We start from the raw sequence: 13,321 nt of genomic DNA, 5'->3' as shown, positions 1-13,321 counted from the left end.
CCGGAGGGGCGCCCGGTCGGGGCGCCCCTCCGGCTCAGCGGCGCCGCTACCCGACGCTCACGCGAGACCGTGGCGGTGCGCGTACACGACCGCCGCGACGCGGTCGCGCACCCCGAGCTTGAGCAGGATGTTCGACACGTGCGTCTTCACCGTCGCCTCACCGATGTACAGCCGCGCGGCGATCTCCGCGTTGCTCATGGCCTGCGCGAGCAGGCGCAACACCTCCGCCTCACGCTCGGTGAGATCGACGTCCTGCCCGGCGGCGGGCGCCGTGGCCGGCGTGAGTGCGGGTGCGACGCTCGACGCGGGCGAGGCGAACCGTTCGATGACCCGGCGCGTCACCTCCGGCGCCAGCAGCGCGTCGCCCGCCGCCACCACGCGCACCGCGTTCACCAGCTCCTCCGGACCGGCGTTCTTGAGCAGGAAGCCGCTGGCGCCGGCGTCGAGTGCCGCGAACAGGTAGTCGTCTCGGTCGAACGTCGTCACGATCACCACCCGGGGCGGAGCGTCGCCCGCGTCGCCGAGGATGAGGCGCGTCGCCTCGATGCCGTCGAGATCGGGCATCTGCACGTCCATGAGGATGACATCGGGGCGCATGCTCGCGGCGGCATCCACCGCCTCCCGGCCGCTGGCGGCCTCGCCGATCACCTCCAGTCCGGAGGCCGCGAGGATGGTGCGGAACCCCATCCGCATCGCGGCGTGGTCGTCCACGATCAGCACGCGCGTCATGCCGCGCTCCCCTGGTCGCCGTGCGCGAGCGGTACCCGCACGCGCACGAGGTAGCCGGTGCGCTCGAGGCCGCCTGCCGCGTGCCGGGGCCCCAGGTGGAGCGTGCCGCCGCATGCCGTCGCGCGTTCGCGCATGCCGAGCTGTCCGATCCCGGGCCGGGCCCCGGAGCGCACCCAGCCCGTGTTGGCGATCTCCAGCTCCACGGCGTCGGACTCGTAGCGCAGCCGCACGTCGGCCGTGGCGTCGGGGCCCCCGTGGCGGCGCGCGTTGGTGAGGGCCTCCTGCGCGATGCGGTAGAGGTTGACGTGAACGAGGTCGGGCACGTCCACGGGGTCGCCCACGACCGTGAAGCGCGTGGGCGTGCCGGCGGCCGTCATGGCGCGGGCGAGCTCCTCGAGCGCCGACAGACGCAGCGCGGACGGCGCCTCGCCCGCCTCGTCCTCGGGGGTCCGCAGGGTGTCGAGCAGGTGGTGCAGCTCCTCGATCGCAGACCGCGCCGAGTCCTCGATGCCGCGGAGCATCCCGGCTGCGGCATGTGGGTCCCGCTCGAGCACCGTCCGCGCCGCCCCGGCCTGGACTCCCATCACCGACACGTGGTGGCCCACGACATCGTGCAGCTCGCGCGCGATGCGCACCCGGTCGAGCGCCACCGCCTGCGCGGCGGAGAGCTCGCGCTCCTCCTCGAGCCGCGCCGCGAGGGCACGCAGCGCCTGGCGATCGAGGGCCGCGCGGTAGGCGTGATCGCCGAGGAACCAGGCGCCGCCGAAGTAGGCGGCGTTGATCAGCCATTGGATGAGCATGAACGCCACCAGCGGCGAGAACGCGCCCGCGTACAGCCCGGGTTCGTCGGCCGCCTCGCCCGTGACGGCGAGGAACGTGGTCACGAGCATCCACACGAACATGGCCACGACGATGGCGGTGCGTGCCCAGAAGGCACGACGACGGTCGTTGACCCAGGCGCCGATCGTGTAGATGGCGATGAACATGGCCACCATGCTCACGAACGCCTCGGGCACATAGGCGGTCACGCCCACGAAGTAGGCGGTGCAGATGACGACGGAGACGGCCACCGGGTACCGTCGCCGCAGCGCGAGCGGCAGGGTGGTGGCCACGGCCAGGGGGATCGTCCAGACGACGTCGGCGGTCCGCTCGCCGTAGAACTGCGAGATCGAGGAGAGCGCTCCGCTGACGATCGCCGCGACGAACATGGCCGCCGCCAGCAGGAGATCTTGTCGCCGCTCCAGCGGCGTGGGGGCGGCTCGCGTCGCCGTGTCGGGCGTCACCAGGGGGGCGTCGGTCGCGGCGCCGTGCACTGCCGTCATCCCTCCACCGTAGGGCGGTCGCCGTCCGCCGGCCTCCCCCGTACGGCGGACCCCGGCGGCGGGAGCCGCCGCGGCGGGCATGTCGGTCAGCCGAAGATCATCGGCACGTCCGCGTCGTCGTCGTCCGACGGGAAGTCGAGATCGACGACGACGGGAACGTGGTCGCTGGGCTGCACGCCCTTGCGCTCGTCCCGGTGGATCGCCGCTCCCGCGGTCGCGTCCGCGAGCGCCCGCGATCCGAGGATGAAGTCGATGCGCATGCCCTGATTGCGGGGGAACTTCAGCTGCTTGTAGTCCCAGTACGTGAAGCCCTCGGGCACGAAGGGGCGCACCACGTCGCGCAGCCCGGCGCTCTCGAGCGCGTGGAACGCCTCGCGCTCGGCCGGGGAGACGTGGGTGGAGGCGCCCGGGACGACGGCGGGGTCGCCGTTGTCGGCGTCGGTGGGGGCGATGTTGAAGTCGCCGACCAGGGCGAGCGGCAGGTCGGGGTCGGACGTCAGCGCGTCGGTCGTGTATGCGCGCAGCGCGTCGAGCCAACGGAGCTTGTAGGCGTAGTGGGGGTCGGCCAGGCTGCGGCCGTTGGGCACGTACAGGCTCCAGAGCCGCACGCCGTTGACGGTCGCGCCGATCGCGCGGGCCTCCTGCGGCGCGTCGTCGCCGGTGTGCCCCTTTTGATAGCCCGGCATGCCGGGAAAGGCATACTCCACGTCCTCGATGGGCTCGCGGCTCGCGATGGCCACGCCGTTCCACTGGTTCAGGCCATGCGCCTCCACGTGGTATCCGGCCGCCTCGAAGGCCTCATAGGGGAACTGCTCGGGCGTGCACTTGATCTCCTGCATGGCCAGCACGTCGATGTGCTCGCGGTCGGCGAAGCCGACGATGCGGTCCACGCGGGCGCGGATGGAGTTCACATTCCAGGTGGCCAGGCGCATGGCCCCAGCCTAATCCGCGCCTCCGACGCCACCCGCGTCCGGCGGGTTCCGCAGCACCGCTGTCCCTAGACTGGGCGCATGGCCGCACCCGCATCCACCCCCGAGCTCGAGGCCGAGCGCCAGCAGCTCATCGCTCTCATCCGCGACGAGGCGGTGTTCCACGGCGACTTCACGCTCTCCAGTGGCAAGAAGGCCACCTACTACGTGGATATGCGCAAGCTCACTCTCGACCACCGCGCGGCCCCCGCCATCGGCCGCATCATGAGCGACCTCATCGCCGACATCGACGGCGTGGTGGCCGTCGGGGGGCTGACGCTCGGTGCCGACCCGATCGCCAACGCCGTGATGCACGCGTCCGCGGGGACCGATCGGCCCCTCGACGCCTTCGTCGTGCGCAAGGAGCCCAAGGACCACGGCCGGGGGCGTCAGATCGAGGGCGCGGAGGTCGAGGGTCGCCGCGTCGTCGTGGTGGAGGACACCTCCACGACCGGCCAGTCCGCCCTCAAGGCGGTCGAGGCGCTGCGCCGGGCGGGCGCCGATGTCGCCGCCGTCGCCGTCATCGTCGACCGCAAGACCGGCGCGCAGGCCGCCGTCGAGGCCGAGGGGCTGGAGTGGCGGGCGGCGATCGATCTCGACGACCTGGGGCTGCAGCCGCAGTGAGCGCCGTCGCCCTCGGCGTGGACCTCGGCGGGACCAAGGTCGAGGCCGCGCTCGTCACGGGCGACGGCGTCGTGGTGCCGGGCACGAGGTGTCGCCGGGCGACGGGGCGCGAGGTCACGCCGTCCGTGCTGCGCGACGGCCTCTCCGCGGTGGTGGGCGACGCGCTCGCGCACCTTCCCGCGGGCGTGGCGTTCGCGGGAGCGGGCATCGGCTCGGCGGGCCCCGTCGATCTGAGCGGTGGCACGATCGCGCCCGTCAACATGCCGGGTGTGCGAGGGTTCGGCATCGTCGACGCCGTCCGCGACGCGGTGATCGGAGCCACCGGGCTCCCCGACGCCGTCGTGCGCCTGCGGCACGACGGCGGCTGTCTGGCACTCGCGGAGTCGTGGATCGGTGCGGCCGCCGGGTCGCGGGCGTCCCTGTCGATCGTCGTCTCCACCGGCGTGGGCGGCGGCATCGTCATCGAGGGCCGGCCCATCGGCGGCGCGAGCGGCAACGCCGGCCACCTCGGGCAGACGTTCGTCGACGGGTCGACCACCGAGGAGATCGCCTCCGGACCGCACACCGTGCGCTGGGCGCGTCAGCAGGGCTGGGACGGCGAGACGGGCGAGGACCTGGCGCGCTCGGCGGCGGAGGGGGACCCGCTCGCGCGGGCCGCCGTGGAGCGATCGGCACGGGCCGTCGGGCGCGCCCTGGCCGACGCCGCGACGCTGCTCGACCTCGACGTGATCGCGATCGGCGGCGGGTTCTCGCGGGTTTCGGCCGACTACGTCGATCTCGTCGCGGCGACGGTGCGCGAGACCGCCGTGCTGCCCTACGCGCGCTCCGTGCGCGTGGTGCGCAGCGCTCTCGGCGACGAGGGCCCGCTCGTGGGTGCCGCCGCCCTCGTGCTGCGCTGATCGTCCGCGCGGACTACTTGTCGCGGTTGCGCCACCACTGCATGACGAAGACGACGAGCGTGCCGCCGATGCACAGCACCGCGACGGCGAACATGAGGTCACGCACGTCCATGGCCTCAGCCTAGGCGCCGCCGGGCCTCAGATGCCCGCGTCGAGCTCCGCCCCGCCCTCGCCCTCCGCGACCGGGTCGAGCAGGTCGGCGACGGAGTCGACGATCTCGTCGGGCCGGAACGGGTAACGCTGGATGGAGGACGGCGTGCTGATGCCCGTCATGACGAGCACGGTGTGCAGGCCTGCCTCGATGCCCGCGACGATGTCGGTGTCCATCCGGTCCCCGATCATGCCCGTGTTCTCGCTGTGGGCACCGATGCGGTTCAGGGCCGAGCGGAACATCATCGGGTTGGGCTTGCCCACGATGTAGGGCTCCTTGCCGGTGGCGGCGGTGATGAGCGCGTTGATGGCGCCCGTCGCGGGCAGCACGCCCTGCGCGCTCGGCCCGGTGGCGTCGGGGTTCGTGGAGATGAACCGCGCGCCGCCGTTGATGAGCCGCACGGCCTTGGTGAGCGCCTCGAAGGAGTAGTTGCGGGTCTCCCCCACGACCACGTAGTCGGGATCCGACTCCGTCATGATGAACCCCGCCTCGTGCATCGCGGTGAGGATGCCGGCCTCGCCGATGACGAACGCGGTGCCGCCCGGGCTCTGCGACTTCAGGAACGCGGCGGTGGCCAGCGCGCTCGTCCAGATGTTCTGCTCGGGAACGTCGATCCCCGAGTTGCGCAACCGGGCCGAGAGGTCACGGGGCGTGAAGATGGAGTTGTTCGTCAGCACGAGAAACGGCGTGCCCGTCTCGCGCCACTGGGTCAGCAGCTCACGGGCGCCGGGGATGGGCTGTTCCTCGTGCACGAGGACGCCGTCCATGTCGGTCAGCCAGCACTCGATTCCATCGCGTCGCGCCATGGGGTCAGCCTATTCGGCCACGGCCCGCGTGCCGGCCGCGTGCCGTGCGCACCGGCGGCCGTCGGCGCGGGCTATCTTCGGAGGGTGATCGCCCGCGAACGCCCGTCGTGGGATCCCACGCGCCTGCCCGACCAGTCCGGGCGCACCTTCCTCATCACCGGGGGCAACAAGGGCCTGGGCTACTTCGCCGCCGAGCAGTTGGCCGGTGCCGGCGCGCACGTCATCCTCAGCGGTCGTCACCCGAATCGTCTTGCCGCCGCCCACGACGCGCTGGAGGCCCGCGTGCCCGGCGCGTCGGTCGAGACGCTGCTGCTCGACGTCGCCAACCCGGGATCCATTCGCGCGGCCGCCGCCTCGGTGCGCGGCGGACTGTTTCAGCGCGGCCGCCTGGACGGGGTGCTGCTGAACGCCGGCATCGTGCACACCCCGCGCCGGCGAGAGCTGACGCGCGACGGCCGCGAGCTCGTCATCGCGACGAACGCGCTGGGCCACTTCGTTCTCGCCGCCGAGTTGCTGGTGACCCTCGCCAAGACGGCCGCCCGCGGCGTGACGCCCCGCATGGTGTGGCTCGGCAGCGTGTCGACGCGGCTCGGCGTGTATGAACCGACCGACATGCAGTTGGAACGGGGCTATGCGGCGTGGCGCGCGTACGTGCAGTCGAAGGTCGTCGTGCAGGCCTTGGGACTCGAGGCCGACGCGCGTCTGCGCGCGGCCGATGTGCCGGTGGCGAGCGTCGTGGCGCACCCCGGCTATGCCATCGGCGGCCGCACGCCCACGGTGCATGGCGTGAACCAGCCCAGCCGCGGCAAGCGGCTGCGTGACGCGCTGCAGGCGCCGATCGCACAGAGCAAGGAGCGGGGCGCGTGGGCGCCCGTGCGCGCGCTCGTGGACCCGCGCGTCGAGGGCGGCCAGTACTGGGGGCCGCGCTTCGTCACGCGCGGGGCGCCCGTGCGGCAGACGCCCTCCCCCACCTCCAGCGATCCTGAGGTCCGCCGTCGGGTCTGGGAGGAGTGCGAGCGCCTCACCCGCAGCGAGTGGCCGTTCGCACGGGCCGCCCGCGCCGCGCGCTGAGCGGCCCCGCGGGCGGGCGTCGGTCGCTAGGCGTCGCGGCGGTGCATGACGAGCGCGCCGCCGACGAACGCCGCCACGACCCACGCCACGGTGACCGCCAGATCGGTCAGGTAGTCACCGGCGAGGCCGCCCGTCGTATCGGGAAGCTCCTGGATCGTCGTACCCAGGAGGTACTCGGAGGTCCGCTGTGCCCACTCCCACGGCAGCGTGTACAGCAGCGTCGGCAGCACGAAGATGAACACGAACGTGAGCGTGATCGACCAGGTCTCCGACCGCAGCATGGCCGACAGGCCCAGGGCGAAGACGCCTGCCAGCGCCGTGCCGAGCGCGATGCCGAGGACGGGAAGGACCAGCTCCGGCACCGCGTCGACCACGTTCGTCGGCATGTCGAAGGCGGCATAGATGCCGGCGCAGGCGGCGAGGCAGAGGGCGAACCCGGCGGCGGCGAAGACGAACAGCGTGCCGCCGACGACGACCGCCTTGGCGCCGAGGGTGGGGACGCGGCGAGGCGCCGCCGCGAGCTGGGTGCGCAGGGAGCCGGTGGCGTGCTCCTTGGCGTAGGCCGCGGCGCCCAGCACCACCGCGACGGCGATGGCCACGATGTAGCCGTTGAGGATCGCCATCGACAGGGGTGGCACGCCCTCGATCGGCATGGGGTTGTCGTCGCGCGTGGTGGAGAGGCCGTAGATGAACGACATTCCGGCGGTGAGCCCGAACGCCAGGGCGGCGCCGATCCACAGCGCGAGGTGCGTGCCGCGCAGGCTCGTCAGCGAGATCCACTCGGCCTTCACCAGGCCACCGAAGGTGAGGCGCGACCCGGTGGCGGGAACGTGCGGGGCGTGGACGGGGGCGGCGGAAGCGAGGGTCGACATCGTGATATGCCTTTCGGGGAATGGGGATCAGGCGGCCAGGGCCGCGGTGTCGCTGCGGTACTCGGTCGCCTCGCCGGTGAGCGCGAGGTAGGCCTCCTCCAGAGAGGCGGAGACGGGGGTCAGCTCGTCGAGCTCCAGACCCGCCTCGCTCGCTACGCGGGCGATGCGCCGGGCGGGAACACCCTCCACCTCGAGCGAACCGTCGGCCCCCGGGGTGACCGTCACCCCGCTGCTGCTCAGCAGCGAGGCAAGAGCGGCGCCGTCCGAGACCCGCACGCGGGTGACCTCGCGACGGGCGGCGGCGAGGAACTCGGCGATCGGGGCGTCGGCGAGCACCCGGCCACGCCCGAGCACGATGATGTGGTTGGCCGTCTGCGCCATCTCGCTCATGAGGTGCGACGAGATGAACACCGTGCGGCCCTCGGCCGCCCGCGCTCGCGCGAAGCCGCGCACCCAGTGCACGCCCTCGGGGTCGAGGCCGTTCACGGGCTCGTCGAAGATGAGCACCTGCGGGTCTCCCAGCATCGTCGCGGCGATGCCGAGCCGCTGGTGCATGCCGAGCGAGAACCCGCCGATGCGGCGGCGGGCGACGGCCTCGATACCGGTGAGCTCGAGCACCTCCTTCACCCGCGACCGTGAGATGCCGTTGGTCGCGGCGAGCATGCGCAGATGGGCCTCGGCCGTGCGGCCGGGGTGCACCGCCTTCGCGTCGAGCAGCGCGCCGGCCTGCCGCATCGGATCGGCGTGCTCGGCGAAGGGGCGACCACCCACGGTCGTGCGCCCGGAGGTGGGCCGATCGAGCCCCATGATCATGCGCATGGTCGTCGACTTGCCCGCTCCGTTCGGCCCGAGGAAGCCGGTGACCTGCCCGGGCCTCGCCGTGAACGAGACGTCGTCCACCGCCGTGTGGGCGCCGAAGCGCTTCGTGAGGTTCTCTGCCGTGATCATGTGCCCATCCCAGCGCCTGGCCGCCCCGTCGCGCATCGGCCCAGGGGATGATCCGCATCGTCCGGGAGGCGGATGGCGGGGCGCCCGACGCGCGCGGCGCCCGATGCGCACGGCGCCGCGGCCGGTATCGCTAGGGGGGTGAGTTCTCCCCATCGGAGCTGGCGCGGCCCGCTGCTACGTTCGTCGCATGCACTCCGAGGATCTCACCGCCCTGTTCGCGGGCATCGCCGGTCGTCTGCAGGGCGCCGCCGCGGCGCCGGTATCGGCGCCGACGGAGGGCGCGACGGGCGAGGACCCGGATGGGTTTGTGCGGGTGACGGTGGACGCGCGGGGGATCCTCGGCGACATCGTCTACGACGACGCGATCGACGAGCTCGACGCGGATGAGCTGGCGAGCGCGGTGCTCGCGGCGACCAACGCGGCGTATGCGGCGGCGCGCGGGGCGCGCACGACGCCCGTCGCGGATCTCGGGCGGAGTGAGTTCAGCGCGGCCGCGTGGCGCGCGATGGGCATGGGGGCGAAGGAATGAGCGACTTCGAAGCGGATATCGAGGGGATCAGGCAGGGGGCCGCGGCGGTGCGCGGTGCGGCGTCCGGTCTGGACGATGCCGCTCAGGCGGGCGCGAGTGCGCAGAAGATGTCTGAGCGGGCGTTCGGTTTGCTGTGCGTCATGATGGTGCCGCCGTCGAACCTCGCGCAGACCGCGGCCGGCGGGGCGCTGCGCGCCCTCGCGTCGGCGGTCTCGGCGACCGCCGAGAGTGCGACAGCGGCCGCCGATCAGTATGACGAGGTCGACCTCGGCTCGTCGCGCGTGTACACCCGACTGATGAGGAGCCTCTGATGGATCCGCTGGTCGTTCAGCCTGAGGAGTGGCAGGCACCGGGATGGTTCGATGGCACCGCCCTCGGTGTGCCCGTCATCGGCTCACTGTTCTCGACGGGCTACAGCCTGGGGTCGGGCAACTGGGCGGGCGCGCTGGGTTCCGGCGCCTCCGTGATCGGCGACGCCGTCGGCGTGGCCGTCGACCCGCTCGGCACCCTGGCGTCGAGCGTCGCGTCGTTCCTGCTCGACCGCTGCGCCTGGTTCCAGGAGGCGCTCAACGTGCTCGTCGGCGACCCGGCCGTCGTCACCGCGGTGGGGCTCACCTGGGCGAACGTCGGCGGCGCGCTCGACGCGCAGGCCGAGCGCCTGATCGAGGTGCGCGACCGCTCCGCGGACTATTGGCAGGGACCGGCCGGCGACGCGTTCCGAGAGCGCCTGTCGCAGCAGGCGCAGCAGTGCTCGGTCATGGCGTTCGCGTGCCGCTGCATGCGGTCGGGCTACGCCGCAGGCAGCGCCGTCGTGACGGTGGTGCGCCAGATCGTGACCGCCATCTGCGCGGAACTCGTCGGCAAGCTCATCGTGTGGGTCGGTGAGGCTCTCGCCTCGCTCGGTATCGGCATTCCGGTCATCGTCGCCCAGGCCACCTCGGCGATCGCGCGATGGGTCGACGATGCCGCCCGCTGGATGGACGAGCTGCTCGGCGCGGCCGGCCGGTTCACCGACGTGCTCGCCGACCTGTACCGGGCGTTCGACGAGGCCGGTGTGTACAACTACGGCATCGCTCCGCACACGGTGGTCAGCGCGTACGTCGCGGGCACCGACCAGGCCGTGAAGACGGAGACGGGAGGCTGAGCATGGACGACGGGATGCTGGCGGCGAGGCAGCGGCTCGAGCAGCTGCGCCAGGAGGCCCACCGGGCCGCTCAGGAGAGTCAGGCGTTCGCGCAGAACCTGGAAGCGCGCGAGCACGTCGGCTGGTCGAGCCGGCGCGAGGTGCGCGTGCGGGTCGGCTCGGACGGTCTGATTCGCGACGTCGAGTTCACGCCCTCGGCGCCCTCGCTCTCTCCTGCCACGCTGTCGCGGCTCACGATGGAGGCTCACGACCGGGCCCTCCTCGCCCTACGTGACGCGGTCGACGAGCTCGCTGCCCACGCGCTGCCGTCCTCCCCGGAGCTGTCCACCCTCATGAGCGCGTCGTACCACCAGTCGATCCCGTCGCGGGTGGAGGTGCTGCGCGATGACCTCCGCTGACGCGGCGGCACGGCCGGCCCTGGGCGCCCGGGCGTGGACCGGCACGGCCGGCAGGCCGTTGTTCGTCGGCATCGGGACGGTGGCGGCCGCCGTGCTCGCGGCGGTGCTGACCGGCAGCCTGCCGCAGCCGGCGCGCATGGGCATCGTGGCGGCGATCCTGGTGGCCGGGGTCGTCCTCGCCCTCGTTGTGAGCGGCCGCAGCGGCGTCGAGGCGGTCCACGGCCGCGTGGCCGCCGCCCGTGCGGCGTGGGCCGCGGCGCACGGATGGACGCAGGGGGGCGACGGTCCCGCCGATCCGCAGGACGTCGACCTTGCCATTCCGCGCGGGTGGAGCGTGACGGCCGCGAGGGGGCGGATCATGACGGCCGATCAGTCGGGCGCCACCCGGGTGGAGACCTGGGTGCTTCGCGCCATCCCGGGGTCGCGACGGCAGGTGCGCCGGCGCGAGATCGTCGTGGTTCCGGCGGCGACCGGTCAGGTGCGCTTCGCCGCGTCGAATGCGTCGCTGCCCGATCCGCTCCTCATCACGCCGGCGTGGACCCAGGGCGGGCGTCGTTCGTGGACGGGCGCGGACGAGGAGCCGGCGTGGGCCGGGCGCGTGCGCGAGCTGGTGTCGGCACACCGCGATCTGCCGTTGAGCGTGACGGTGGGGCTCGGTCGGGTGGTCGTGTTCGCAATGGACGATCCGCGGCCCGAGACGGCGGCGGCGCGGGTCGCGCTCGCCCGCCAGGTCGCGGCGATCATCGCCTGACGCACGCAGCGCGGAGCGGTGCCGTCAGGCGCTGAGCCAGATGGCATCCTCGGCGCCGGGCGGCACGGGGTCGCCGGCACGCAGGACCGACCCGACCTCGATCCCGGCGTCCTCGATCGCCCGCAGCAGGTCGGGGTCGCGATCGCTCACGCGCAGCACGTGCCCCTCGTGCCCTGGGCTGGCGTCGGCCAGCAGCACGAACGGCTCCCGCTCCACGCGACCGGAGGCGTCGGGGATCGCGTCGCCGTGCGGGTCGAAGCGCGGCCTCCCGAGCCGCTCGTCGATCTTCTCGAGCAGGCGGTCGCTGATGGCGTGCTCCAGCACCTCGGCCTCGTCGTGCACCTCGTCCCACGTGTAGCCGAACTCGCGCACGAGCCACGTCTCGATCAACCGGTGCCGGCGCGTCATCTCCAGGGCGCGGCGCTCGCCCTGGGGCGTGAGGCGCACGGCGCGGTACGGTTCGTGTGCCACGAGCCCCTGCGCCGCCAGCTTCTTCACCATCTCGGTCACGCTCGACGGCGCGACGCCGAGCCGGGCGGCCAGCACCGAGGGCGTGATGGGGGCGTCCTGCCACTCGGTGTGCGCGTACACCGTCTTCAGGTAGTCGTCGACAGCGGGGGAGGGCACGCCACCAGGGTACTCACGCGCCGGTGAAGGTCAGCCACAGCAGGGCGCCGTTGAGGGCGATGAGGAACCCGCTGCAGACGATGCCGAGCGCGGTGGTCCACCAGCGGTTGCGGAACGCGCCGAGCGTGCGCTCCTGCGCCGTGAGGGCGACGAGCGGGATGAGCGCGAACGGGATGCCGAACGACAGCACGACCTGGCTCAGGATGAGCGCCTGGGTGGGGTCGAAGCCGACGGCGAGGATGGCGAGGGCGGGCACGAGTGTGATGAGCCGGCGGGCGAGCAGCGGGATGCGCACCCGCAACAGACCCGACATGATCTCGGCGCCCGCGTACGCGCCGACCGACGTCGACGCGAGGCCGCTGGCGAGCAGGCCCACGGCGAACAGGGTCGCGATGGCGGGGCCCAGGCCGTCCCACAGCGCCGCGTGCGCACCCTCGAGGCTGTCGGTTCCCGGCACGCCGGGCAGGTTGGCGGCGCCGAGCAGCAGGATGGCGAGGTTCACCGTTCCGGCGATCACCAGCGCGATCGTGACGTCGAGCTTCGTGGCGCGCAGCAGGCGCGGCACGCGCACGCCCGCTTCCTCCTGGCGCGCGAACCCTTGCATGGGGCCGTGGAAGCGGTCGCGCGACAGGGCACTGTGCGCGTAGATGGCGTGCGGCATGACCGTCGCGCCGAGGATCGACGCGGCCAGCAGAACCGATGCGGTCCCCTCGAAGCGCGGCAGCAGCCCCGCGGCGGTGGCGGCGGGATCGGGCGGGCCCACGAAGACGCCCACCGTGAAGCCGACGGCGATGACCGCCATGAGCCCGATGATGACGAACTCGAACGGCTTCGCGCCCCGCGTGGACTGCACGGCGAGCAGGATCATCGAGACCGCGCTCGTGATGAGCCCGCCGATGAGCAGCGGGACGTCGAAGAGCAGCCACAGGGCGACGGCTCCGCCGATGATCTCGGCGATGTCGGTGGCCATGGCGACGAGCTCGGCCTGGAGCCAGTAGGCGCGCCGCGCCCACGGGCGGCGGATGCGCTCGCCGAGGGTCTGCGACAGGCTGCGGCCGGTGACGACGCCGAGCTTGGCCGAGAGGTACTGGATCAGCCACGCCATCGCGTTGCCGAGCACCACCACCCACACGAGCAGGTAGCCGAACTGCGCGCCCGCCGACATGTTCGTGGCCACGTTGCCGGGGTCGAGGTAGGCCACTCCCGCCACGAGGGCGGGGCCGAGTAGCCAGGCCGGCCGGGGTGCGGTGCGCGTCGTCGTCTCCGTCGTCATGCCGACAGTGTGCCAGATTTTTAGGTGTGCCGAAAAGTGCTGGTGACCGATCGGAGGGTTCGAGTCGTGGACGGGTGGGGGCGCCCCCTCCCCGGCGCGCGGAGGGTGAAGTGTCGGGTGAATTACGGCGCACACGTTGTCCGGGCGAGGCGGAACCTGAGTGTATGGTGTGAGCCCGACTGGTGCCGCGCGTGGTGTGGCGCGGCGAG

16 protein-coding genes are annotated in these 13,321 nt (G+C 72.8%); 8 read left to right on the top strand and 8 right to left on the bottom strand.

What is annotated here, in order from left to right; all coding sequences use genetic code 11:
- Positions 1 to 57: 57 nt before the first annotated feature.
- The 3 genes from N8N77_RS09340 to N8N77_RS09330 all read right to left on the bottom strand — a co-directional run bounded on the left by N8N77_RS09340 (position 58) and on the right by N8N77_RS09330 (position 2,983).
- Positions 58 to 729 (bottom strand): response regulator transcription factor, encoded by a 672-nt coding sequence (locus N8N77_RS09340; protein ID WP_261166480.1) that lies wholly within the window; start codon positions 727 to 729, stop codon positions 58 to 60.
- The gene (locus N8N77_RS09335) at positions 726 to 2,051 is read right to left on the bottom strand and encodes a sensor histidine kinase (RefSeq protein ID WP_261166479.1); all 1,326 of its coding nucleotides are present in this window, start codon (positions 2,049 to 2,051) and stop codon (positions 726 to 728) included. The genes N8N77_RS09340 and N8N77_RS09335 overlap by 4 nt, the downstream gene beginning before the upstream one ends.
- Before the next feature lie 86 nt (positions 2,052 to 2,137).
- Entirely contained in the window at positions 2,138 to 2,983 is an 846-nt protein-coding gene (locus tag N8N77_RS09330) for an exodeoxyribonuclease III (protein WP_261166478.1), read from the bottom strand.
- A gap of 78 nt (positions 2,984 to 3,061) precedes the next feature.
- On the opposite strand from N8N77_RS09330, the gene pyrE reads away from it, so the two are divergent.
- Both pyrE and N8N77_RS09320 read left to right on the top strand, forming a co-directional pair.
- On the top strand, positions 3,062 to 3,643 hold the full coding sequence (gene pyrE, locus N8N77_RS09325; RefSeq protein WP_261166476.1) for an orotate phosphoribosyltransferase: 582 nt from the start codon (positions 3,062 to 3,064) through the stop codon (positions 3,641 to 3,643).
- Complete coding sequence (locus N8N77_RS09320; RefSeq protein ID WP_261166475.1) at positions 3,640 to 4,542, top strand: ROK family protein; 903 nt, start codon at positions 3,640 to 3,642, stop codon at positions 4,540 to 4,542. The genes pyrE and N8N77_RS09320 overlap by 4 nt, the downstream gene beginning before the upstream one ends.
- Positions 4,543 to 4,680: 138 nt before the next feature.
- Here the strand turns inward: N8N77_RS09320 and N8N77_RS09315 are convergent, their stop codons facing one another.
- Positions 4,681 to 5,499 (bottom strand): HAD-IIA family hydrolase, encoded by an 819-nt coding sequence (locus N8N77_RS09315; protein ID WP_261166474.1) that lies wholly within the window; start codon positions 5,497 to 5,499, stop codon positions 4,681 to 4,683.
- 84 nt (positions 5,500 to 5,583) lie between these two features.
- On the opposite strand from N8N77_RS09315, the gene N8N77_RS09310 reads away from it, so the two are divergent.
- On the top strand, positions 5,584 to 6,570 hold the full coding sequence (locus tag N8N77_RS09310; RefSeq protein ID WP_261166473.1) for an SDR family NAD(P)-dependent oxidoreductase: 987 nt from the start codon (positions 5,584 to 5,586) through the stop codon (positions 6,568 to 6,570).
- Between the two features lie 26 nt (positions 6,571 to 6,596).
- On the opposite strand, the gene N8N77_RS09305 is transcribed toward N8N77_RS09310, so the two are convergent.
- Positions 6,597 to 7,442: a hypothetical protein gene (locus tag N8N77_RS09305; protein ID WP_261166472.1), complete on the bottom strand. Its 846-nt coding sequence runs from the start codon at positions 7,440 to 7,442 to the stop codon at positions 6,597 to 6,599.
- Positions 7,443 to 7,469: 27 nt separating this feature from the next.
- Positions 7,470 to 8,390, bottom strand: a complete 921-nt coding sequence (locus tag N8N77_RS09300; RefSeq protein WP_261166471.1) for an ABC transporter ATP-binding protein — start codon at positions 8,388 to 8,390, stop codon at positions 7,470 to 7,472.
- A gap of 187 nt (positions 8,391 to 8,577) precedes the next feature.
- Here N8N77_RS09300 and N8N77_RS09295 point away from each other — a divergent pair, with 187 nt between their 5' ends.
- From N8N77_RS09295 to N8N77_RS09275, 5 genes are read left to right on the top strand one after another with little or no spacing between them, the layout of a single operon-like run.
- Positions 8,578 to 8,919, top strand: a complete 342-nt coding sequence (locus tag N8N77_RS09295; RefSeq protein WP_261166470.1) for a YbaB/EbfC family nucleoid-associated protein — start codon at positions 8,578 to 8,580, stop codon at positions 8,917 to 8,919.
- Positions 8,916 to 9,230, top strand: a complete 315-nt coding sequence (locus N8N77_RS09290; protein ID WP_261166469.1) for a type VII secretion target — start codon at positions 8,916 to 8,918, stop codon at positions 9,228 to 9,230. The genes N8N77_RS09295 and N8N77_RS09290 overlap by 4 nt, the downstream gene beginning before the upstream one ends.
- Positions 9,230 to 10,063, top strand: a complete 834-nt coding sequence (locus N8N77_RS09285; RefSeq protein ID WP_261166468.1) for a hypothetical protein — start codon at positions 9,230 to 9,232, stop codon at positions 10,061 to 10,063. Before N8N77_RS09290 ends, N8N77_RS09285 begins: the two co-directional genes overlap by 1 nt.
- Positions 10,064 to 10,065: 2 nt before the next feature.
- Positions 10,066 to 10,461, top strand: a complete 396-nt coding sequence (locus N8N77_RS09280) for a YbaB/EbfC family nucleoid-associated protein (protein ID WP_261166467.1) — start codon at positions 10,066 to 10,068, stop codon at positions 10,459 to 10,461.
- A complete protein-coding gene (locus N8N77_RS09275; protein ID WP_261166466.1) occupies positions 10,448 to 11,212 on the top strand; it encodes a hypothetical protein in 765 nt (254 codons plus the stop codon). The genes N8N77_RS09280 and N8N77_RS09275 overlap by 14 nt, the downstream gene beginning before the upstream one ends.
- 24 nt (positions 11,213 to 11,236) lie before the next feature.
- On the opposite strand, the gene N8N77_RS09270 is transcribed toward N8N77_RS09275, so the two are convergent.
- Entirely contained in the window at positions 11,237 to 11,839 is a 603-nt protein-coding gene (locus N8N77_RS09270; RefSeq protein ID WP_261166465.1) for a metal-dependent transcriptional regulator, read from the bottom strand.
- A gap of 13 nt (positions 11,840 to 11,852) precedes the next feature.
- Positions 11,853 to 13,112 (bottom strand): Nramp family divalent metal transporter, encoded by a 1,260-nt coding sequence (locus N8N77_RS09265; RefSeq protein WP_261166463.1) that lies wholly within the window; start codon positions 13,110 to 13,112, stop codon positions 11,853 to 11,855.
- Between the last annotated feature and the right edge of the window lie 209 nt (positions 13,113 to 13,321).

The sequence above is a fragment of the Microbacterium sp. Marseille-Q6965 genome (genome assembly GCF_946151065.1).
Classification (GTDB): Bacteria; Actinomycetota; Actinomycetes; order Actinomycetales; family Microbacteriaceae; genus Microbacterium.
The sequence above is the reverse complement of the archived record's forward strand: the minus strand, read 5'-3'. Positions and strand labels throughout refer to the sequence as shown.

Excerpts from the sequence above, each read along its gene's own strand:
- N8N77_RS09275 (WP_261166466.1), top strand. The coding sequence starts at position 10,448 with ATGACCTCCGCTGACGCGGCGGCACGGCCGGCCCTGGGCGCCCGGGCG.
- pyrE (WP_261166476.1), top strand. The coding sequence starts at position 3,062 with ATGGCCGCACCCGCATCCACCCCCGAGCTCGAGGCCGAGCGCCAGCAG.
- N8N77_RS09295 (WP_261166470.1), top strand. The coding sequence starts at position 8,578 with ATGCACTCCGAGGATCTCACCGCCCTGTTCGCGGGCATCGCCGGTCGT.
- N8N77_RS09335 (WP_261166479.1), bottom strand. The coding sequence starts at position 2,051 with ATGACGGCAGTGCACGGCGCCGCGACCGACGCCCCCCTGGTGACGCCC.
- N8N77_RS09305 (WP_261166472.1), bottom strand. The coding sequence starts at position 7,442 with ATGTCGACCCTCGCTTCCGCCGCCCCCGTCCACGCCCCGCACGTTCCC.
- N8N77_RS09300 (WP_261166471.1), bottom strand. The coding sequence starts at position 8,390 with ATGATCACGGCAGAGAACCTCACGAAGCGCTTCGGCGCCCACACGGCG.
- N8N77_RS09315 (WP_261166474.1), bottom strand. The coding sequence starts at position 5,499 with ATGGCGCGACGCGATGGAATCGAGTGCTGGCTGACCGACATGGACGGC.
- N8N77_RS09285 (WP_261166468.1), top strand. The coding sequence starts at position 9,230 with ATGGATCCGCTGGTCGTTCAGCCTGAGGAGTGGCAGGCACCGGGATGG.
- N8N77_RS09340 (WP_261166480.1), bottom strand. The coding sequence starts at position 729 with ATGACGCGCGTGCTGATCGTGGACGACCACGCCGCGATGCGGATGGGG.
- N8N77_RS09290 (WP_261166469.1), top strand. The coding sequence starts at position 8,916 with ATGAGCGACTTCGAAGCGGATATCGAGGGGATCAGGCAGGGGGCCGCG.
- N8N77_RS09265 (WP_261166463.1), bottom strand. The coding sequence starts at position 13,112 with ATGACGACGGAGACGACGACGCGCACCGCACCCCGGCCGGCCTGGCTA.
- N8N77_RS09280 (WP_261166467.1), top strand. The coding sequence starts at position 10,066 with ATGGACGACGGGATGCTGGCGGCGAGGCAGCGGCTCGAGCAGCTGCGC.
- N8N77_RS09330 (WP_261166478.1), bottom strand. The coding sequence starts at position 2,983 with ATGCGCCTGGCCACCTGGAATGTGAACTCCATCCGCGCCCGCGTGGAC.